This is a genomic window from Dactylosporangium sp. CA-139114 (assembly GCF_050955725.1).
Taxonomy (GTDB): Bacteria; Actinomycetota; Actinomycetes; order Mycobacteriales; family Micromonosporaceae; genus Dactylosporangium.
The window spans coordinates 4718675-4737309 of the sequence record NZ_CP192080.1 but is presented as its reverse complement, the minus strand read 5'-3'; the positions used below and the strand labels follow the sequence as shown (position 1 = coordinate 4737309).

General features: G+C 70.7%; 18 protein-coding genes. 1 reads left to right on the top strand and 17 read right to left on the bottom strand.

What is annotated here, in order from left to right; genetic code table 11:
- Positions 1-187 precede the first annotated feature (187 nt).
- The 14 genes from ACQP2P_RS21490 to ACQP2P_RS21425 form a co-directional block, all read right to left on the bottom strand.
- Complete coding sequence (locus ACQP2P_RS21490) at positions 188-1633, bottom strand: aldehyde dehydrogenase family protein (RefSeq protein WP_433618554.1); 1446 nt, start codon at positions 1631-1633, stop codon at positions 188-190.
- On the bottom strand, positions 1626-2342 hold the full coding sequence (locus ACQP2P_RS21485; protein ID WP_433618552.1) for a GntR family transcriptional regulator: 717 nt from the start codon (positions 2340-2342) through the stop codon (positions 1626-1628). The genes ACQP2P_RS21490 and ACQP2P_RS21485 overlap by 8 nt, the downstream gene beginning before the upstream one ends.
- Positions 2343-2353: 11 nt before the next feature.
- A complete protein-coding gene (locus ACQP2P_RS21480) occupies positions 2354-3505 on the bottom strand; it encodes a M24 family metallopeptidase (protein ID WP_433618550.1) in 1152 nt (383 codons plus the stop codon).
- Entirely contained in the window at positions 3502-4632 is a 1131-nt protein-coding gene (locus ACQP2P_RS21475) for an aminotransferase class I/II-fold pyridoxal phosphate-dependent enzyme (protein ID WP_433618548.1), read from the bottom strand. Before ACQP2P_RS21475 ends, ACQP2P_RS21480 begins: the two co-directional genes overlap by 4 nt.
- Before the next feature lie 4 nt (positions 4633-4636).
- Positions 4637-6280 (bottom strand): phytoene desaturase family protein, encoded by a 1644-nt coding sequence (locus ACQP2P_RS21470; RefSeq protein WP_433618547.1) that lies wholly within the window; start codon positions 6278-6280, stop codon positions 4637-4639.
- A gap of 61 nt (positions 6281-6341) precedes the next feature.
- The gene (locus ACQP2P_RS21465) at positions 6342-7112 is read right to left on the bottom strand and encodes an amino acid ABC transporter ATP-binding protein (RefSeq protein ID WP_433618545.1); all 771 of its coding nucleotides are present in this window, start codon (positions 7110-7112) and stop codon (positions 6342-6344) included.
- The gene (locus tag ACQP2P_RS21460; RefSeq protein ID WP_433618543.1) at positions 7109-8047 is read right to left on the bottom strand and encodes an amino acid ABC transporter permease; all 939 of its coding nucleotides are present in this window, start codon (positions 8045-8047) and stop codon (positions 7109-7111) included. Before ACQP2P_RS21460 ends, ACQP2P_RS21465 begins: the two co-directional genes overlap by 4 nt.
- Complete coding sequence (locus ACQP2P_RS21455; protein WP_433618542.1) at positions 8040-8432, bottom strand: cupin domain-containing protein; 393 nt, start codon at positions 8430-8432, stop codon at positions 8040-8042. Before ACQP2P_RS21455 ends, ACQP2P_RS21460 begins: the two co-directional genes overlap by 8 nt.
- A 12-nt stretch (positions 8433-8444) precedes the next feature.
- On the bottom strand, positions 8445-9884 hold the full coding sequence (locus ACQP2P_RS21450) for an asparaginase domain-containing protein (RefSeq protein ID WP_433618540.1): 1440 nt from the start codon (positions 9882-9884) through the stop codon (positions 8445-8447).
- Between the two features lie 56 nt (positions 9885-9940).
- A complete protein-coding gene (locus tag ACQP2P_RS21445) occupies positions 9941-10768 on the bottom strand; it encodes an ABC transporter substrate-binding protein (RefSeq protein WP_433618538.1) in 828 nt (275 codons plus the stop codon).
- A 222-nt stretch (positions 10769-10990) separates the two neighbouring features.
- Positions 10991-12331: an extracellular catalytic domain type 1 short-chain-length polyhydroxyalkanoate depolymerase gene (locus tag ACQP2P_RS21440; RefSeq protein ID WP_433618537.1), complete on the bottom strand. Its 1341-nt coding sequence runs from the start codon at positions 12329-12331 to the stop codon at positions 10991-10993.
- Between the two features lie 17 nt (positions 12332-12348).
- Positions 12349-13446, bottom strand: a complete 1098-nt coding sequence (locus ACQP2P_RS21435) for a cellulose binding domain-containing protein (RefSeq protein WP_433618536.1) — start codon at positions 13444-13446, stop codon at positions 12349-12351.
- A gap of 540 nt (positions 13447-13986) precedes the next feature.
- Positions 13987-14118 carry a hypothetical protein gene (locus ACQP2P_RS21430; RefSeq protein WP_433618534.1) on the bottom strand — a complete coding sequence of 44 codons (132 nt, stop codon included), beginning with the start codon at positions 14116-14118 and terminating at the stop codon, positions 13987-13989.
- 209 nt (positions 14119-14327) lie between these two features.
- Entirely contained in the window at positions 14328-14609 is a 282-nt protein-coding gene (locus ACQP2P_RS21425) for a hypothetical protein (protein WP_433618532.1), read from the bottom strand.
- 463 nt (positions 14610-15072) lie between these two features.
- On the opposite strand from ACQP2P_RS21425, the gene ACQP2P_RS21420 reads away from it, so the two are divergent.
- On the top strand, positions 15073-15954 hold the full coding sequence (locus ACQP2P_RS21420; protein WP_433618530.1) for a nitroreductase: 882 nt from the start codon (positions 15073-15075) through the stop codon (positions 15952-15954).
- A 124-nt stretch (positions 15955-16078) separates the two neighbouring features.
- Here the strand turns inward: ACQP2P_RS21420 and ACQP2P_RS21415 are convergent, their stop codons facing one another.
- Genes ACQP2P_RS21415 through ACQP2P_RS21405 form a run of 3 tightly spaced genes read right to left on the bottom strand, consistent with a single transcriptional unit; the run spans position 16079 to position 18626 of the window.
- Positions 16079-16909, bottom strand: a complete 831-nt coding sequence (locus ACQP2P_RS21415; RefSeq protein WP_433618528.1) for a carbon-nitrogen hydrolase family protein — start codon at positions 16907-16909, stop codon at positions 16079-16081.
- A complete protein-coding gene (gene npdG / locus ACQP2P_RS21410; protein ID WP_433618527.1) occupies positions 16906-17622 on the bottom strand; it encodes an NADPH-dependent F420 reductase in 717 nt (238 codons plus the stop codon). The genes ACQP2P_RS21415 and npdG overlap by 4 nt, the downstream gene beginning before the upstream one ends.
- Positions 17619-18626 (bottom strand): LLM class flavin-dependent oxidoreductase, encoded by a 1008-nt coding sequence (locus ACQP2P_RS21405; protein ID WP_433618525.1) that lies wholly within the window; start codon positions 18624-18626, stop codon positions 17619-17621. Before ACQP2P_RS21405 ends, npdG begins: the two co-directional genes overlap by 4 nt.
- Positions 18627-18635: the final 9 nt, after the last annotated feature.

Below are 18635 nucleotides of genomic sequence, written 5' to 3'. Positions count from 1 at the left end.
CGTGCGGCATGCGCGAAACCATGCACTCCGCGCGATTGCGGACCTTCAGACGGTGTCGGTGGAAATGGCGTCGCGCAGGTCGCAGCGGAGCCCGTCGTCGCCGCGATGGAGCGGTACCCGGCCACGGTGGCAGATCGACGCCGTCAATCCGCCACCGTGGCCAGGCAATGCCGCGATCGACCTCAGTTCACCACCTGAGATAGATGGACTTGGACACCGTGTAGAAGTCCAGGGCGACGGCTCCTTGCTCCTTGAACGCCGCGTTGGACGAGTCCTTCAGCCCCCCGAAGGGCACGTTGGGCTGGTTTCCGGTGGTCGTCTCGTTGACCTTCACGGTGCCGGCCCGGACCTCGTCGGTGAAGGTCTGCGCCGCGGCCAGCGAGTTCGTCAGGATGCTGGCGACCAGGCCGTACCGGCTGGCGTTGACGCACGCTATGGCCTCCTCCAGGCCGGAGACCTCCACGACCGCGACCACCGGGCCGAACACCTCCGTCTCGAAGATGCGCGCGTCAGGCCGGAGGCCGGTGAGGACCGTGGGCTCGAAGAACGGCGGGGCCGCGGCCCGCGGGGTGTGCCGGACAGCCCCTTGCCGTACTGCCGTGTCGACGATGTCCGCGACCCGTTCGTGCGCGGCCGTGCTGACGAGCGGGCCGATGTCCGCCGACGGGTCCGTGCCGTCCCCGAGCCGCAACGATCGGGCCCGGGCCACCAGCGCCTCCACGAGTGACGCCGCGATGCCCGCAGTGCAGTAGACCCGGCTGGTGGCGGTGCAGGCCTGGCCGGTCAGCCCGAACGCGCTCCGGGCGATCACGTCCGCGGCCGAGACAGGGTCCGCGTCGTCCAGGACCACGGTGGCGTTCGATCCACCCAGCTCCAGCTGGACGCGGGCCATGCGCTGACCGCACACCGCGGCGACGTGCCGGCCGACCTCCGTGGAGCCGGTGAAGCTGATGGCATGCACGCCCGGATGGGCGACGACGGCGGCTCCGATCGTGCCGCCGTCGCCGACGAGGACGTTGAGCACGCCCGGAGGCAGTCCGGCTGCCTCCAGGAGCTCGGCGAGCAGCACGCTCGGGCCCGGTGCTTCGAGGGCGGGCTTGAGGATGACGGCGTTGCCGGCGACCAGCGCCGGTCCGGCCTTCCAGGCGGGGATCGCGAGGGGAAAGTTCCAGGGGGTGATCAGCCCGACGACGCCCAGCGGCTCCCGCCGGGAGGTGATTCTCAGGTTCGGTTCCAGGTTGGCGAATTCCTGGCCCGCGAGGCGCCACCCTTCGGCGCCGAAGAAGGAGAGATAGTCGATGGCGCGGTCGACCTCGGCCCCGGCCTCCCGGAGCGTCTTGCCTTCCTCGAGCGTGATGGTGGTCGCGAACTCGCCGCGGCGCTGCGCGAGCAGTGCCGCGGCGCGGCTGAGGACCTCGCCGCGGCGCGGGGCGGGAGTGCGCTGCCAGGCGTGCTGCGCGTCGGTGGCGGCCTTGACGGCTGCGTCGACGTCCTCGACGCCGCACAGTGACACGTGCGCGACCACGTCCCCGGCCGGGCCGTGCAGCATGCGGGTGCTGCCGCCGACCCGGTTGCCGTTGACACGGCCCGCGATCACCGACGTGTTCGACGTGCGATCCCGGACGCTACTCACGGCCGGGGTCGTCCTCTTCGAGAATGTGTCCCAGGACTTCGCGCACGTGCGCGCGCATCGCGGTCTCGGCGCCGTCCGGGTCCTGGTTGGCGATCGCCTCGGCGACCGTGACGTGCAGATGGGCCGACGCCGCTTTGAAGCCTCGCTGCACGGGCCTGATGTTGCGCAGCGTCTGGGCGAGGTCGAGCGCGTTGCGGGCGTACCGCTCGAGGTGGCTCGAGCGGGCGGCGCCGACGATCGCGAGGTGGAATTGCGCGTCGAGGGTCCGGAACTCGTTCGCCTCCCTGTTGTCGGCCGCTTCGAGGCTGCGGTTCGCCAGCTCGAGGATGGAGCCGGACTGCTCCTCGGAGCGCCGCTGCGCCGCCAGCCTCGCGGTCATCCCCTCGAGGCATTCACGCACCTCGAACGCCTCCGCCAGCGCCGGCTTCGACGGCGTGGCGATCCGGATGCCCTGCGGGTGCACCGAGACCAGGCCCGCTTCGGTCAGATGGATGAGGGCCTCCCGCACCGGCGTGGCGCTCACCCCGCACAGCTTGGCGATCTGCGGGATCTTGAGGTCCATGCCCGGGGCGAGGGTGCCGTCGACGATCGCCTCTCGGAGCAGCGCCGCCGTGCGAACCGTGAGGTTCTGGTGCCTTGCCAGCGGAACAATCCCCGGCGAGGAATCGTCGGCCTTCACTGTTCGTCCCTTCCTGTGGCCCTGGAGCAATATCTCATACGTCATTGCGCCGCCGACAAGACTGTCCGCGGCAGGGTGGTCAGGAACCGCGTCGCGTCCTGCTCGACCGCCAGGATGTCCGTGCAGCCGACGGCCCCCAGGCCCGGGACCCTCAGCGTCGGCAGCAGATGAAACACCATGCCGACCTCGATCGGGCGCGTGTCGCCGGCGCGAATGTCGAGGACGTCGCCTTCGCCGAGCCCCGGCGGGTAGGAGATGCCCATGCTGTAACCGCCGCGGTTCGGCCAGTACGCGGCCGGGAACTCCGCCTCCACCAGGGATCGGCCGGCCCGGTCGACCTCGCCGATCGGCACTCCCGGCCGCGCGGCGGCGCGCATGGCCTCGCCGGCGGCCGCCGAGAGCGCGACCATGTCCCGGAGCTGCCCGGTCGGCTCCCCCCGCGTCACGGTGCGGGTCAGGACGCCGTGATACCGGCCCTTCGAGGCGCAGACCTCCATCCGCAGCGGCTCCTGGTCGCCGATCGATCGCTGCGCATGCGTCGAGTGGGTCACGAGCGAGCTCACGCCCGGCACGATGTAGGCCGGCGATCCGGTGTACTCGCTGCCGCTGCGGGCGAGGGTGGCGAGCACGGCCGCCGCGACGTCGCTGTCGGTCTCGGCGGCGCGAAGGCTCTCGAGCCCGGCGGTGATCGAGCCCTCGGCGAGCCCGGTCGCCCGCTGGATCAGTGCGATCTCCGCGGCCGACTTGCGCGCACGGTGGCGCTCCACCAGGCCGGACGCGTCGATCAGGTCGGGTAGCTCGCCCCGCAGCTGGTCGTAGTACAGCGGCGGCAGGAACAGGCTGCGCCGGTCCACGCCGTTGCGCTTTCCCGCGAGCCCCGCCTGCCTGATCGCCGACAGCAGGGTGGGGATCGGATCGGTCAGGGCCTGCACCTCGATCGGGACCGTGTCCGAGATCCACGGCAGGTCGGGGACGTTGACGCGTTCGGTGTTGCGCACCACGAACCGGACGTCGCCCTCGGCCGGCACGATCAGGCACTGGAAGATGTGGTAGCCGGGCGTCGTGTAGCCGGTGAGGTACGTGATGTTCTCCGGACCCGTGACCAGCAGCGCGTCCATGCCCCGCTCGGCCATGTCCGCCCGCACCGCGGCCAGCCGCGCGCCGTACTCCTCGTCGGTGAAGTACCGATTCATTGCGTTGTTCCTTTCCCAAACGACAGCTGGTTGGTATCGGCGAGTTCCTCGAGGGCGGCCGACAGCCTGCCGAGTCCCTCCTGCAGCTCGGGCCGCGGTATCGAGAAGGTGAGCCGGCCGAACACCGGGTTCCCGAACCGGCCGTTGTGCGCGATCGAGACGCGGGCCCGGGAGGCCCATGCCTCGAAGAAGGACAGCTCCTCGCCGTGGGCGATGCCGAGCTCCTCCGGGACGAGCTCGATCAGCTGGTAGATGGCGCCGGACGGCTTGACCGTGCGGATACCGCGCCACCGGCCGACCGCGCCGTGCGCGAGGTCTCGCAGCTCCTGGTGCCGACGGACGTCGTGGTGGTCCTGCGGCGTGCCGCTGAGCGCGCCCAGGGCGGCCCACTGGCTGATCGAGGACGCGCAGTTGCACAGCGATGCGTGGACCCGCCGGGCCTCGTCGATGACGGCCTTCGGCCCCGCGGCGTAGCCGACCCGCCAGCCGGTCATGCCGTAGGCCTTGGAAACACCGTCGATGGTGACCGTCCGGGCGAGGATCTCGGGCCCCAGCGAGCCGATGCTGTGCGCGGCTCGCCCGTCGTACACGAACCGGGAGTAGATCTCGTCGCTCAGCACGATCGCCGGGCTGTGGTTGACCACCACGTCGGCGAGGGCGGCGAGTTCAACGGCGGTGTACACCGCGCCGCTGGGATTCGCCGGCGAGTTGAGCAGCACCACGCTCGTCTCGTGGTCCAGGGCTTCGCGCAGCTGGGCTGCGGTGAGCTTGTAGCCCGTCTCCGGTGTCGTCGTGACGCCGGCGAGCCGCCCGCCCAGCTGCTCGACCTGGCCGCGGTAGCCCCCGTAGTACGGTACGGGCACCACGACGTTGGAGCCGGGCTTGACCAGTGCGCTGAGCACGCAGAACACGCACAGCTTGGCCCCGGCGGCCACCATGATCTGCGAAGGGTCGTAGGCGAGGCCGCGCTCGTGCAGGGCCCGGCTGATGGCTTCCCTCAGCGGTGCGATGCCCGCCGCGCCGACGTACCTGGTGTCGCCGCGGCGGATCGCGTCGACGGCCGCGGCTGCCGCCGACTGCGGGGATTCGATGTCGGGCACACCGGTTGCCAGGTCGATGGTCTTCATCGGGTCACCCGGCCGACGGAACGTCTGGGGTCGAGACCTCGTCCTGTGTCCCGGAGGTGTCGCGAAGGACCCGGGCGGCCGCGTTGTAGCCCGGGATGCCCGTCACCGTTCCGCCGGGCCAGACGCCCGAGCCGCACAGATACAGGCCTTGCACCGGCGTGCGGTAGCGGGCGAGGCCGGGCGTCGGGCGGTTGCCGAACATCCCGAGCGGCGTCATGTCACCGTGCAGCTGGTGCCCCTCCACAAGCCCGTACTCGCGCTCGAAGTCGACGGGGCTGAAGGTTCGCTGATCGACGATGATGTCCTTGATGTTCGGGATGAACTCCTCGATCGTGTCGATGCAGTTCGCCGCGAACTTGTCCTTCGTCTCCTCGTCCCACGTTCCGGAGGCGAGGCGGTAGGGCGCGTACCAGACGTTGACGCTCATCAGGTGGCGTCCGGGTGGGGCGAGGCTGGGGTCGACGACCGAGGGGGTCAGCCCCAGCAGTTTGGGGCGCCTCGACGGGTGGCCGTACTTGTAGTCGTCGTAGGCCTCCTCGAGGTATTCGACGGTCGGCGAGTAGCGGTACTGGCAGGCCGCCAGCTGCCGCGCCTCCTCGTCGGAGGTGGCCGACCGGTGGATCGGCATGCCGTCGAGGGCCAGGACGAGCTTGAATGCCCCACCGGCCATGCGCAGGTCGCGCAGCCGGTCGGCGAGGCCGGTCGGGATGAGCGCCGCGTTGTCCAGCAGGCTCAGCAGTGTGGTCTTGGGGTTGATGTTGGACAGGACGGTCTGGGCCGTCACCTCGTCCCCGGAGGAGAGCACGACGCCGGTCGCCCGCTCCCCGGCCGTCAGGATGCGCTCGACCCGGGTCTCGAGGCAGATCTCCACGCCCCGCGCCTCCGCCGCCGCGCGCATGGCCTCGGCGATCGTCCCCATGCCGCCCCGGGGCAGGCCGGTCGAGCCGCGCACCATGTGGCGGCGCGGATCGTCGGCCGTCGTGTTCCCGCTCACCAGCGACAGCGGGCGGCGCAGGAGCCCGATCGGCGACCCGGGGGTCGAGGGCGCGACGTTGCCCGCGCTCATGGACAGGCTCGCCAGCAGCGCCTTGAGATGCGGACTCGACAGGCGCCGGTCCAGGAAGTCCTGGATGCTGCCGAAGAACACCTCGGCGAACGCCGCCTCGTCGTCCGGTGTGCGCATCGATGCGGCCAGCTCCGCGAGGCTCGGCGGATCGTCGAAGACCGACACGCCGAGCTTGCGCGCGAAGTCGTTGAAGAACTCGATGACCCCGAAGTAGGCCTCGACGTCCTTGGGGGCCAGCGCGTGCAGGTCGGCCTCGGTCCGCTTCCGGTCCCGCCAGCCCTTGAACGACCGCCCGTCCGCGAGCGGGAAGACCATGGTCGGATCGGGCCGGTCGAAGGTCACCCCGAAGTGCTCGAGCTGCATGTCCTCGAAGATCCGCGGCTCCAGCGCGCTCGGCGTGTTGGTGATCGTGCCGCGGTACCCGGGGAAGAACTCCACCGGCGCGCAGAGTCCGCCGGCCTGGGCGCGCTGCTCGACGATCAGGACCCGGCGACCGGCGGCGGCCAGGTAGAAGCCGGCGACAAGACCGTTGTGACCCCCGCCGACGATCACGGCGTCGTAGTGGGTGCTTCTGGGCTTCATCACGCCTCCATATTCGATATATCGCACTCGGGCGACGCCGACTCGATCAAAGGACCGATGGCTAGTTCGAGAAGCCCGCCCGGGACAGGAACGCCTTGAGGCCGTCGGCCTGCGGATCGCGGAGCAGCCGGCTCGGGGCGCCCGACTCGACGATGCGCCCGTCCTCCATGAACACGATCCGGTTCGCGACTTCCTCGGCGAACCGCAGCTCGTGCGTGACCACGATCATGGTCATTCCGTCGGCCGCCAGATCCCGCATGACGTCGAGCACCTCCCCCACCAGTTCGGGGTCGAGCGCGGACGTCGGCTCGTCGAAGAGGATCAGCTTCGGACGCATGGCCAGCGCCCTCGCGATCGCCACCCGCTGCTGCTGGCCGCCCGAGAGCTGCCGTGGGTACGCGTCACGCTTGTGCGCCATGCCGACCCGCTCGAGGAGCTCGACCGCGAGCGCGACGGTGTCGGCGCGCCTGCGCTTGAGCACCCGCAGGGGGCCCTCGATGACGTTCTCCAGCACCGTCATGTGCGGGAAGAGGTTGAACTGCTGGAACACGATGCCGACGTGCCGCCGGTTCACCGCGGCCTTGCGCTCGGAGAGCTCGACGAGCGTGCCGTGCGACTCCCGGTAGCCGACGTACTCGTCGTCGACCTTGATGATGCCCGAGTCGACCGACTCCAGGTGGTTGATGCAGCGCAGCAGCGTGGTCTTGCCGGACCCCGACCTTCCGATCAGGCAGACCACCTCCCCCTTGCCGACGTCGAGGTCCACCGACTTGAGCACTTCGTTGGCGCCGTACGACTTGCGTACACCGCGGATCGCGACAAGAGGCGTCATCCTCGCACCACCTTCCGCACCATGCGACCACCCGCGAGCACACGGCCGATGCGCGTCGCCCCGGGGCGAGCGACACCCTTGCCGAAGATCCGTTCGATGTAGATCTGCCCCACCATGAGCACCGAGGTGCAGAGCAGGTACCACGTCGAGGCGGCGAGCAGCAGCGGGATCGGCTGGAAGTTCCGGGAGAAGATCTGCTCCGAGACGTACAGCAGGTCGCCGAGCGACAACACACTGACCAGCGACGAGTACTTCAGCATCCCGATGATGTTGTTGAAGGTCGGCGGGATGATGACCCGGACGGCCTGCGGCAGCACGATCCGGCGGAACGTCTGCCATGGCGTCATGCCCAGGCCCATGGCGGCCTCGGTCTGCCCCCTGTCGATGGACAGCAGACCCCCGCGGACGATCTCGGACATGTAGGCCGCCTCGTTGAGGCCGAGCCCCAGCACGCCGGCGACCATCGCCGAGATCAGCGCGTTCGTCGGCCAGCTGTGCAGGTCGGGACCGAACGGGATGCCCAGCGTCACCTTCGGGTACAACGCGCTGAGGTTGTAGAAGAAGATGAGCTGTACCAGGGTCGGTGTGCCCCGGAAGATCCACGTATAGAACCAGGCGAAGCTCGACAGGATCGGGTTCCGCGACATCCTGCACACGGCGATGACGACCCCGAGCACGATGCCCAGCGCCATCGCCATGGCGGTCACTTCCAGGGTCAGCAGGAGTCCGCTGAGGATCGCCTCGCTGAACAGGTACTGGGCGAAGACGTCCCACCGGTACGCATCGTTGGTGATCATCGAGACCACCATGCGGACCACGAGCAGCAGCGCGATCACGACCGAGACCCAGCGCCAGGGGTGGCGCTGCTTGACGATGCGCAACGTGTCCGGCGCCGCCGACCCGAGGTCCCGCCGATCGGTCGTAGCACTACTCATGCCGGTGCCACTCGTCGTCGGCCTGGAGCCACCGCGTGGTACCACCTGCCTTCAGCGCCATCTGGGTGAAGCTCTCCTCCTCGCTGATGGAGCCGTGCCAGTGGTGCGCGTGCGCCGGGATCACCATCCAGTCGCCGGGCAGGAGCTCGTGGACCTCCCCTTCGACGGACACCGCGCCCCGGCCGCTGACGGCATAGAGCACCTGGTCGACGCTGTGCACGTGGGGCAGGGTGCGCGCCCCGGGCGCGAAATAGACGCCGGTGACATCGGTGCCGGCCTCTTCGCCGTGGCGGAAGAGGTCCTTGCGGGAGACCGCCCCGGCAAAGCGTTCCGGCTCGTCGGCCAGCTCGGCCTCGACCGGATCGAAGTGCTTCGGCCGCATCATGTGTGCCTCCGTTCAGTGAGTGTCAAAGACCTCTTGCAGGGATCCGATGTAGGCGGCGGTGGCCCGCCGCTCCGCATCGGTGGGCCGGTCCGGGTCCTGCGCCGCGGGCGCCGCCCCGAACCTGAGCAGGCAGGCGAGCAGCAGCATCCGGGCCTTCGTGGCGCTGAGGTTGCTGCCCGCGACGAACGGCGCCGGCGTCGTGCCGACCGGGTCCTCCGGCCGGCCGCGGCCGCACCAGACGACGGGGAACCCCGAGTACACCGCGGCCGACAGGGATGACTCGACCGCGCGGCTGGCCCATCCGTTGGGGGCGATGCCCTCCAGCACGAAGCCGGCGAGGCCGTGCCGCTCGACGTTGTGCGACACGGCGTCCTTGACGCCGAGGTCCGCACAGCCGCACGCGCCGCCCTGGATGCCGTACCTGCCGTACACGACGATGTCCACGACCGGCAGCACCTCGGGGGCGAGCCGGCCGCTGCTGTCCTTCACCTGGACGAGCCGGCTGCCACCGGCGCCGTCCAGCGCGCGGACCTCGCGGGGCAGCTCGGAGATGCGCACGGCCGAGTCGCGGGTGTGCCGCCGCAGCGGCCGGTACTCCAGCCGGATCGGCCACCGGGTGGTGCAGGTGGCCACCGGGCCGCCACCGGCGTAGCCGCCCGGACGGCCGGCCACCTTGTACGCCCCGCGGGCCGTGCGGACAACGCCGTCGGCGACCAGGACGGCACCCACCGCGTCTCCGCGACCGTCCAGGTTCCACGCCTGCGAGACGATGTACCGCACGCCGTCGACGAGGTTCTGCCCGCCGTCCGATCCGATCGAGCGATGCAGCCGCTGAGCGACCTGACCCACGATGGGCTTGCCGGTGTCGATGAGCAGGCCGAGCCAGTACAGCGTCTCCTCGATCACCGGGCTGCCCTCGAGCCACTGCACCCCCGCGACGTCGGGCGCGCCGACTATCTCCTGGACCTTGTTGGTGATGGTCATGAGCGTGCCGATGTCGGGCTCGGCGCGGCTCTCCCAGGCGCCGTAGGGAAAGTAGTCGACGCCGAGGACCTCCGGCGCGTCGCCGCCGGTGTATCCGGCCGGCGGGCCCGCACGGAAGTGCCGGTACCGGGCCAGCCTGCCGAGCGTGCCGGTGCGGCCCGCCTCATCGGTCCAGAGCGCGTCCAGCTCTTCGTACAGGCGCTCGGCCGACGGGAAGAAGGACTGCTCGGCGGGGCCCGCGCCCGCCGGCAGCGGCAGCGCCACGAGCTGCCCCCGGGCCAGCGTGACCGTGCGCCCGGCCTTGTCCGTCGCACTGTTGAGGTGCTCGTCGATCGGGTGGCCGCTGTGGCCGACGACCTCGATGGAGACGTCCTCGCCCAGGCGCTGCGGAACCAGCGCGGCGGGGTCGGCGCCCATGGGCGGGGTGTTGAGGATCGTCGCGGTGGGACCCGCGACGACCGCAATCACCGGAAGGGAAGCCCCGTCAGGCTGCGTGCCGGGGTGGCTGTTCATCGCGCGGACCCCTAGTTGGTGCCGGCGTTGACGACCGCTTTGTCAGAAGCGATGCCCTGGACGTTCCACTTCTCGAGGATCTTCTTGTAGGTGCCGTCATCCATCAGCTCCTGCAGCGCGGCCTTCATCGCGTCGCGCAGCTCCGGCTTGCTCTTGGCGACCGCGATTCCGGTGTAACCGCCGGCCATGCGCGGCTCCCCGAACAGCTTGAGCGCGCTGCCGGCCTGCTTGACCGCATACGCGGCCGGCGCCGTCGAGGCGAACACCGCGTCGACCCGCTGGCTGGTCAACGCGACGACCGCCTGCGGGTTGCTCGGGTAGATGGCGGACTCGATCGCCGGCTTGCCCGCATCCGCGCACTCCTTCTTGGACAGGTCCTCGATGATCAATGCCTCGGCGCTGCCGGCACCGACACCGACCCGCTTGCCGCACGGGATCGGGTCACCCTGGTAGTCGCTGCGCGTGATGAAGGACTGGGAGACGCGGTAGACGTCGAGGATGTCGACGGCCTTCTGGCGCTCCTTCGTGTCCAGGAAGCTGATGCCCGCGTCGAAGCGGCCGGCCTCGATGCCGGTGATCACGCCGGTGAACTTCGTCCGGGTGAAATTGATCTTCAGCCCGAGCTTGGCCGCGATCGCGTCGAGCATCTCGGCGTTGTAGCCGATCACGTCCTTCTCGTTGGTGTCGAGGAAGTTGTCGGGCGGGAAGTCGCCCGAACCCGCGACCTCGATCGTGCCGCGTGCGGCGATGTCGCTGGGTACGAGGTTTCGCAGGCTGTCGTTGGCCGCCACATCAGCGGCGGGCTTCTTGGCGTCGCCGCCGCCTCCGCAGGCGCTCACCGTCGCGAGAAGAGCCAGGGCCACAGGGATGAGAACACGAGATCGCTTGCGCGTGGAGAGGTTCATAGCGCCTCCAGAAATACGTGATGCGGCGTACGCTATGCGATATATCTCTGCGCGGCAAGAGTCTGAACGTCTGTGAAAAGCCCTGGTCCTCGCCGTGTGACGAGGCGGCCGCCGGCGAGGTGCCGGCGGCCGCGTCGCGTGGGTCAGCGGTGGGGCTTACGCGGTGGTGCAGGCGGAGCCGTTGAGGGTGAACCCGGACGGCTTGGCGGTGTTGCCGGTGTGGGTGGCCTGGAACCCGATGTCCGTGGAGGCGCCGGGGGCCAGGACCGCGTTGTAGCCGGCATCGGTGGCCGTGACCCGGCCACTGGACGGGCTGTAGGTGGCGTTCCAGCCGCCGGTGATCGTCTGTCCACTGGGGAGGGTGAAGGCCAGCGACCAGTGGTCGATGGTCGCGGAGCCGGTGTTGGTGATGGTGATCGTGCTGGTCAGTCCGTTGTTCCAGGCGCTGATGGTGTCGGCGATCCGGCAGGCGCCGGTGCCCGCGGACGGCGGTGGCGACGAGACCGGCGGCGATGACGCCGGCGGGCTCGACACCGGTGGTGTCGACGAGGGCGGCGGGCTGCTCGCGCCGTCGAGCCCGAGGAAGGCGATGGCGTAGGCGAGCTGTCCGGACATGGGCAACTGATGGCCGACGCCGGCGATGCTGATCCCCTCGACGGTCGCCTGGGTGCCCGTGTTCCCGTACCTGGTCCGGGTCCAGCTGGACTGCGGGTGGTCGGTGAACGCCGGGGTCTGGCTCAGCCCGTTGAGGTTGGTCCACTGTTTGAGCTCCTCGCCGAAGTTCGGGTAGGCGAGGGTGGTGTCGGTGGTCCCGTGCCACAGCTGCATCCGCGGGTAGCGGCCGGTGTAGCCCGGGTACATGGCCCGGGCCTGGTCGCCCCACTGCTGCGCCGTCTTGCTGATCGTGCCGCCGGAGCATTGGCTGTTCCACAGCGACCCGTTGGTGGTCGCGAAACAGCCGGCCGGGACGCCGGAGAATGCCGACGCGGCGGCGAACACGTCCGGGTACTGCGCGGCCAGGACGTTGGTCATCATCGCCCCGGACGAGAAGCCGGAGACGACGATCCGGGCCGCGTCGATCGGGTAGTGCGAGCGGGCGTAGGCGACCATCGACATGATGCCGGTGGAGTCGCCGCCGCCGTTGCGCTTCAGCGCGGCCGGGGTGGACACGTCGAAGCAGTGCCCGTCGCGGGTCGCCTCCGGCAGGACGATGATGTACCCGTACCGGTCGGCGGCGGTCACGTAGTCGTGCCCGTTGCCGTTGAAGATGCCGCTCGCCGAGCCGCCGCAGTAGTGCACGAGCACGAGCAGCGCCGGGCGGGACGCCAGCCGGGCCGGGACGTAGATGTACATGCCGAGGTTCGTCGGGTTGTTGCCGAAGCCGGTCACCTGGGTCATCCCGGCGGCGAGCGCGGGTGCGCCGGGCAGCAGCAGGGCCGTGAGCCCGGCGGCGAGTGCTACCGCCGCGGCGAGCAGCAGCCGGGAGATACGTCGCATGGATCCGTCCTTCGTGCTCAGGCGGCGGTGCAGCGCAGGGCGGGCGCGCCGGGGCTGCCGCTGACGGTGCCGAGGAAGCCGAACTGGGTGCTCGCGGCGGCGCCGAGCACGCCGTTGTAACTGACGTTGCGGGCCGTGACCGCGGCGCCGGACGCGGTGACCGTCGCGTTCCACGCCTGCGAGACCGACTCGCCGCCCGTGAACTGCCAGGTGACCGTCCACGACGTGATCGGCGCCGACCCGGCGGTCACCGTGACCGCGGCCTGGAACCCGCCCTGCCACTGCCCCGTGACCGCATATGTCGCGGTGCACGTCTTGCCGCCGCCGCTCGACGCGGACGCGGACGCGGACGCGGATGCGGACGCTGATGCTGATGCGGAGGGCGAGGCGGTCGGGCTCGCGGTGCTGCCGATGCTGCCCGGCACGGAGCGCAGCGCGGTGTACCAGGTGGCGGCCATCTTGTCGTAGCCGCCGGCGGTGGGGTGGATGCCGTCGGTGAGGTCGGCGGCGCTCAGCGCGGCGTGCATGTCGACCAGGTGGACGTGCTTGCCGGCGCCGGCCTTGCTCTGCACGATGCCGGGGATCGCGGCGTTGAACGTCCGGGCGGCCGCTTCCTGGCCGGCGTTGGCGAGCGGGATGATCGTGGCGACGAACACTTCGGCGGTGGGCGCCCCGGCCGTGATGTGGTCGATGAGCGTCGACAGCCGGCCGGGGGCGCCGCTGACGTTGTAGTTCTGCAGCACGTCGTTGGTGCCGATGTGCAGCAGCACGGTGTGCGGGTTCGAGGTGCGCAGCCAGCCGGCGATGTTGGCGTCGATCTGGTCGATGCGCCAGCCCGGGTGGCCCTCGTGGTCGTGGTCACCGAGGGCGGCCGGACCGTTGAACTGCGAGCCGACGAAGTCGACTCGGTAGCCGCCGGCGTTCACCCGCTGCCACAGGCCGATCCGGTAGCCGCCCGGCACCTGCGTGCCTTCGGTGATCGAGTCGCCGAGCGGCATGACCCGCACGCCCCCGTTCGACTCCGCGCCCACGGGACCGGTCGACAGGATCGTGGCGGCCGCCGCGAGCACGGCGGTCAGCGCCACCCCGGTCACCAGTCGATGCAGAGGCTTCATGCGCCCTCCAGGAGACGATGCTGTTAGCGCTAACAGTGCGTCGCCGACGGTCGCAGAAATGCGGATTGCCTTCAAGTCGGCATCCACGTCCGCCAGTGTTAATCAGGCGCGTTCGGATGTAACTTTCCAAAGCCGTGAAGCGCGACCTCAGCCGCCCACGGCCCGTAACGCTTTTTCGGAAACGTCATTCCATGGCATCTGGACGGCGCCCCCAACCGCTATTCGAATCCGCACGGTGTCATGGACGCATTCGGGCAGCACTACCGGACCGAGGGCTTACCGCCGTTCGCGCCGCCGCGGTGCGACGATCTGGGGTCTTCGCAGATGTCGTGGACATTGTGCGGCACCGCTCCTTCGGTATCGCCCGGCAGATGCCGGTCGACGCGTCACCCCGCATCGGCGGAAAGCAGCACCGCAGCACCGTCATCGACGTGCTTGTGGAACCCGACCATCCGTCGACGCGCCCACGACGCCCTCAACCGGCTCGACTGAACGCACGCACACCGGGCCCGCGTCATGCAGGCCCGGCGCAGCGCGCGCTCAGCGGGTCACCGGATCCACGGTCACGCCGAGCCACTGCCGGTCGAGCATCGGCATCCGGGCGATCCGGACGCTTCGGTCGGCCACGTCGATCCGGCGGGGATGGCCACGCCGGCCTTGGGGATTGAGCATCAGCAGCCTGACCGGCGCCTGCCGGGCATCCAGCGCGCCGATGAGCGCAGCTCCTGTGCATGGGGAAAGGCGGTGGCGATGACGGCTTGTGCGCCGCCGGCGCCTCGACGAGGACGCCGGAGGTGGCCTCGAGACGACGATCCGCCGCCGACCCGGCGTATCGATCGAGGCGGGTCAACGCTACTCACCGCAGCACGCGGCCGAGCGGGTCAGAACGAGCCGGTTCGCGTATCGCTGTACGGCGCGAGCCGCGCGCCGACCACGTGCCGGAAGTTCAGCAGCAGCGTCGAGGTCTGCTCGTCACCGAACCGCGACACCGTCAGCGGGTGCACGGACTCCTCGGCCATCCACGTCGTGAGCTGCTCCAGCGACAGGTCGGTCCCGTGCACACGCAGCACGAGTTCCTTCTCCCGGCCGACGGTGAGCAGATACAACAAGCACGTTGGCGGCTCGACGATCATGGCCCAGGTCCCTTCGGCGGATCGCGGCACCGGTCCACCGTCTACAGTGGATGATCCGTCACAGCGCCGGTACATCCGTCCGATGGGCGGCACACCTTCACGGTACATCGGCGGACCGGAGCCGGTCGACCGCGCCGAGCCACCGGGTCGACGACGTCGCCCGCGGCCTGCTGGTCATCTGCCGTGAGCCGGACCCGCCGCCGGACCTGCTCCGCCTCGCCGAGCGGTACCTCGCGTTGCTCAGTGGGCCGGACTCCGCCGGCCGAGCTCGTGCCCGGCCTCCGGCCACGGGTCGTCGCAGGGTACGCGCGCGTACAGGCGTAGGCTGAGCCCGCGGCCCGTCGTCATGCGGCCGCACGTGGCCGGGGCGACTACTCCTTCTCGCCTTCACCCGCCGCTTCCGCGGCGCAGGTTCGGAGGTCTCTGCCCAATGCCGGTCGTGCAGTTCAAGCCCAGGCCCGATCGTCGGCGCGCCTCGACAGGTGCGGCGAGTGTGCAGTCGGCCGGTGCGACGATCCACCCGATCGGCGTCCAGGCCGTGGTCCATGCGCTGCTGGCCGCGGCCAACGCGGCCGGGTTCGCGCCCTCGATCCTCGAGAGCCAGCCGTGGCGGTGGCGGCTGACCGGCAACACGCTGGCCCTGCACCTCGACCGCACCCGCATCGACCATGACGTCGACGTCGACGGCCGTCTGGCGATCATCAGCTGCGGGGCGGCCCTGCACCATGCCCGGATCGCGCTGGCGGCGGCGGGCTGGCGGCTCACCGCGAACCGCCGGGCCGACCCCGCCGACCCGGACCGGCTCGCGTCGCTGCGGCTCGAGGAGCGCTCGCCGGCCGAGCCGGAGGATGCGCCGCTCATGGGCAGCATCCCCCTGCGCCGCACCGACCGGACGCCGGTCACCGGCGCGCCGATCGCAGCCGGGCAGCTCAAGGCCGTCACCGCCGCGGTGCGGGCCGAGGAGACCTCGCTCCACGTGCTCTACCCCGACGAGGTGCTCGAGCTTGCCCGGGTCGCCTCCGGTGGCCTGCCCGTGGCGTCCGGGCCGGCGGACCGCTCAACCGGCGCGGGGCCGGCGGGCCTCGCCGATGGCCGCGGGGCGACGTTCGCGCTGCTGTACGGCCACACCGACGAGCCGGAGGACTGGCTGCGCGCGGGCGAGGCGCTGTCCGCCGGCTGGCTGACCGCGACCGCCGCCGGAGTCTCCGTCCTGCCCCTCAGCGCGGCCGTCGAGGTGGTCGCCACGCGACAGGCGGTCCAGGTGATGATCGGCTGCGTCGGCTACCCGTACCTGCTGCTGCGCCTCGGCCGCGCCACCGTGGCGCCGTCCGGCCCGCGCCGCGCACCGGCCGCCCAGACCATCGATCGACGCTGACATCCCGGGGCTCGCGGTGCCGCCGCCGGTGCCACGGCCACCCCCGAACGCGGACCCGAGGGCGGTGGAACGGCACGGCGCATGCGATGAGGCACGACATCGCATGCGCCGCACCGGCTTCGGGTCAGGCCGTCGGGCCCATCTTCGTCAGGCGCGAGTACAGCTCGGGCCGCCGATCCCGCAGGAAGGGCCGCTTGCGCCGGGTGCGGTCGATCAGGCTCAGGTCCACCTCCGCGACCGCCAGGCCGTCGGCGCCGTCCGCCGCCTGGGCCAGCACGTCGCCGTCGGGGCCGTAGACGGCGCTGAGGCCGAAGTAGTCCTTGGCGCCCTCCTTGCCGACCCGGTTCGAGCAGATCACGAACAGGCCGTTGAAGACCGCGTGCGCGCGCAGCTCCAGCAGGAAGACCTCGCGCATGGGGGCGCTGGCCGAGGCGACCGGCACGCACAGCACCGAGCCGCCGCGCAGGGCCACGATCCGGCTGAGCTCCGGGAAGTGGCGCTCGTAGCAGATGATGGTGCCGACGCCGGTCTCGCCGGTGTCGACGACCTCGGGCTCCGAGCCGCCGGGCTGGAAATAGAACTTCTCCGGGAAGCCGTTGGAGAAGGGCAGGTGCGACTTGCGGTACACCGACTTGAGCTCGCCGGCCACGTAGGTGCAGGCCGTGTTGTAGTACACGCCCGGCACGTCGGCGGCCTCGAAGATCGACGAGACGATGGTCATGTCGTGCCGCCGCGAGCGCTCGGCGGCCATCTCGTTCGAGGGCCCGTCGATGCGCTCGGCCAGCTCGAAGTAGTCGAGGTCCGGCTCCGGCTGGACGAACGGCACCGCGAAGAGCTCCGGCAGCAGCAGGATCCGGGCGCCCTGGCCGGCGGCGTCGTCGATCAGGCCGGCGGCGCGGCCGATCGTCTCCTTGCGGTCGTGGGAGGCCTGCAGTTGCAGCGCGGCGAGTTTCACGCGGGGACCCTCTCGTGGGCGGCCTGGGTCAGGCCGGTGATGGACACCCCGGACCGGGTCTTGTACCGCTTGTTCACCGAGATGAGCACGGCGGTCAGCGGCTCCAGCTGACGGGCCAGCCGCAGCCGGCCCGCGTCGACGCCCCGGCCGCCGGTCACGTCGGCGGCCAGGCCCATCACGAGCTCCTTGGCCTCGCGGTCGTCGCCGCACACCAGGACGTCCTCGTGGCTCAGGTCCGCGTCCGGGTCGAGCAGCAGCGGGGCCGAGAGGTGGTGGAACGCGCCCACCACCGTGGCGCCGCCGGCCAGGGAGGCGGCCTCCTCGGCGGCGCTGCCCGCGGGGACGTCGAGGCCGAACGGGCCCTGCTTGTCGAAGCCCAGCGGGTTGACGCAGCTGATGACGATCTTCCCGGCCAGGGCTGCGGCCAGCGACGACACCAGCTCGGTGTGCCCGTCGTAGGGCACGGCGAGCAGCACGACGGGGGCGGAGGCGGCCGCGTCGAGGTTGGACGCGCCGGTGACGGCCCCGGCCACCCGGCGCGACTCCACGGAGCCGATCTCCAGCTCGTGCCCCAGCTCCACCGCGGCCGACGAAGCACGCGCAGCGTCCCGGGAGCCGAGCACGACGGTGTGTCCGGCGCGCGCCAGGCGGTAGGCCAGGCCGCGGCCCTGGGGACCGGTCCCGCCGATGACGGCGATCGTGGTGAGGCTCATGCCTTGGCCGCCTGCGCGAGCCGGGTGAGGGTCTGCTCCTTGTCGCCCAGCGTCGAGATGATCGGGCTGCGGACGCCGGCCTCGTGGTACGACATCAGCTTCTCGAACACGTCGTCCGTCGAGCCACAGGCGGTCACGTTCTGGACCAGGCTGTTGGGGACGAGCTGCATCGCGCGCTTGATGTCCTCGGGGGTCGCGGGCCAGCCGGCGATCTCCTGCAGCCGGTCGACCAGCTCGCGCTCGACGCCGCAGTGCTCGGCGATGTGGGGCTGCTGGCACAGGTACAGCGTCAGGAAGGCCTTGCAGGCGTCGATGGCCTCCTGCGGGTCGTCGTCGTTGATGCTGCACGAGACGATCTGGGTGAGGTCGATCGACGTCTTGCCGTCGGTGCGCTTGGCCAGGCCGCGCTCGATGGCGGCGTTCGCGCCGCCGAGGTACGACGGCGGCAGCAGGAAGTCCATGTGCACGCCGTCGCTGATCTCACCGGCGAGCTCGAGCATCTTCGGGCCGACGGCGCCGATGTAGATGGGGATGTCGACGGGCTTGTTCTCGCGGTACATGCTGTCGAACCGCACGCCGCGCATCTGCACGAAGTCGCCCTCGAAGTCGACGAGCTCGTTGCGGAAGAACGACTGCAGGACGGTGATGTACTCCCGCATCGACGCGAGCGGCTTGACGAGGGGCTGTCCGACCTTGGTGGCCAGCGGCTCCCACCAGGCGCCGATGCCCAGGATCGCGCGGCCGGGCGCGACCTCGTCGAGGGTCTTGAAGGTGACCGCCATGAGCGCGGCGTTGCGGCTCTTGTTGTTGACGACGCCGGTGCCGATCTTCACGTTGCGGGTCCGGCTCGCGATGATCGCGGCCGGCACGATGCCGTCGCGGGCGAGGCGCCCCTCGGCGACCCAGACCGACTCGAAGCCGTTCTGGTCGGCGAACTCGGCCTGCCAGTAGGTCTGCTCGAGGCTGAGCCGCTCGCCGACGTGGATGCCAAGAGGGATTTTCATCGTGGTGAG

Coding starts and splice junctions, on each gene's coding strand:
- ACQP2P_RS21480 (WP_433618550.1), bottom strand. CDS start 3,505: ATGAATCGGTACTTCACCGACGAGGAGTACGGCGCGCGGCTGGCCGCG.
- ACQP2P_RS21430 (WP_433618534.1), bottom strand. CDS start 14,118: ATGCTCAATCCCCAAGGCCGGCGTGGCCATCCCCGCCGGATCGACGTG.
- ACQP2P_RS21475 (WP_433618548.1), bottom strand. CDS start 4,632: ATGAAGACCATCGACCTGGCAACCGGTGTGCCCGACATCGAATCCCCG.
- ACQP2P_RS21455 (WP_433618542.1), bottom strand. CDS start 8,432: ATGATGCGGCCGAAGCACTTCGATCCGGTCGAGGCCGAGCTGGCCGAC.
- ACQP2P_RS21435 (WP_433618536.1), bottom strand. CDS start 13,446: ATGAAGCCTCTGCATCGACTGGTGACCGGGGTGGCGCTGACCGCCGTG.
- ACQP2P_RS21405 (WP_433618525.1), bottom strand. CDS start 18,626: ATGAAAATCCCTCTTGGCATCCACGTCGGCGAGCGGCTCAGCCTCGAG.
- ACQP2P_RS21440 (WP_433618537.1), bottom strand. CDS start 12,331: ATGCGACGTATCTCCCGGCTGCTGCTCGCCGCGGCGGTAGCACTCGCC.
- npdG (WP_433618527.1), bottom strand. CDS start 17,622: ATGAGCCTCACCACGATCGCCGTCATCGGCGGGACCGGTCCCCAGGGC.
- ACQP2P_RS21470 (WP_433618547.1), bottom strand. CDS start 6,280: ATGAAGCCCAGAAGCACCCACTACGACGCCGTGATCGTCGGCGGGGGT.
- ACQP2P_RS21460 (WP_433618543.1), bottom strand. CDS start 8,047: ATGAGTAGTGCTACGACCGATCGGCGGGACCTCGGGTCGGCGGCGCCG.
- ACQP2P_RS21465 (WP_433618545.1), bottom strand. CDS start 7,112: ATGACGCCTCTTGTCGCGATCCGCGGTGTACGCAAGTCGTACGGCGCC.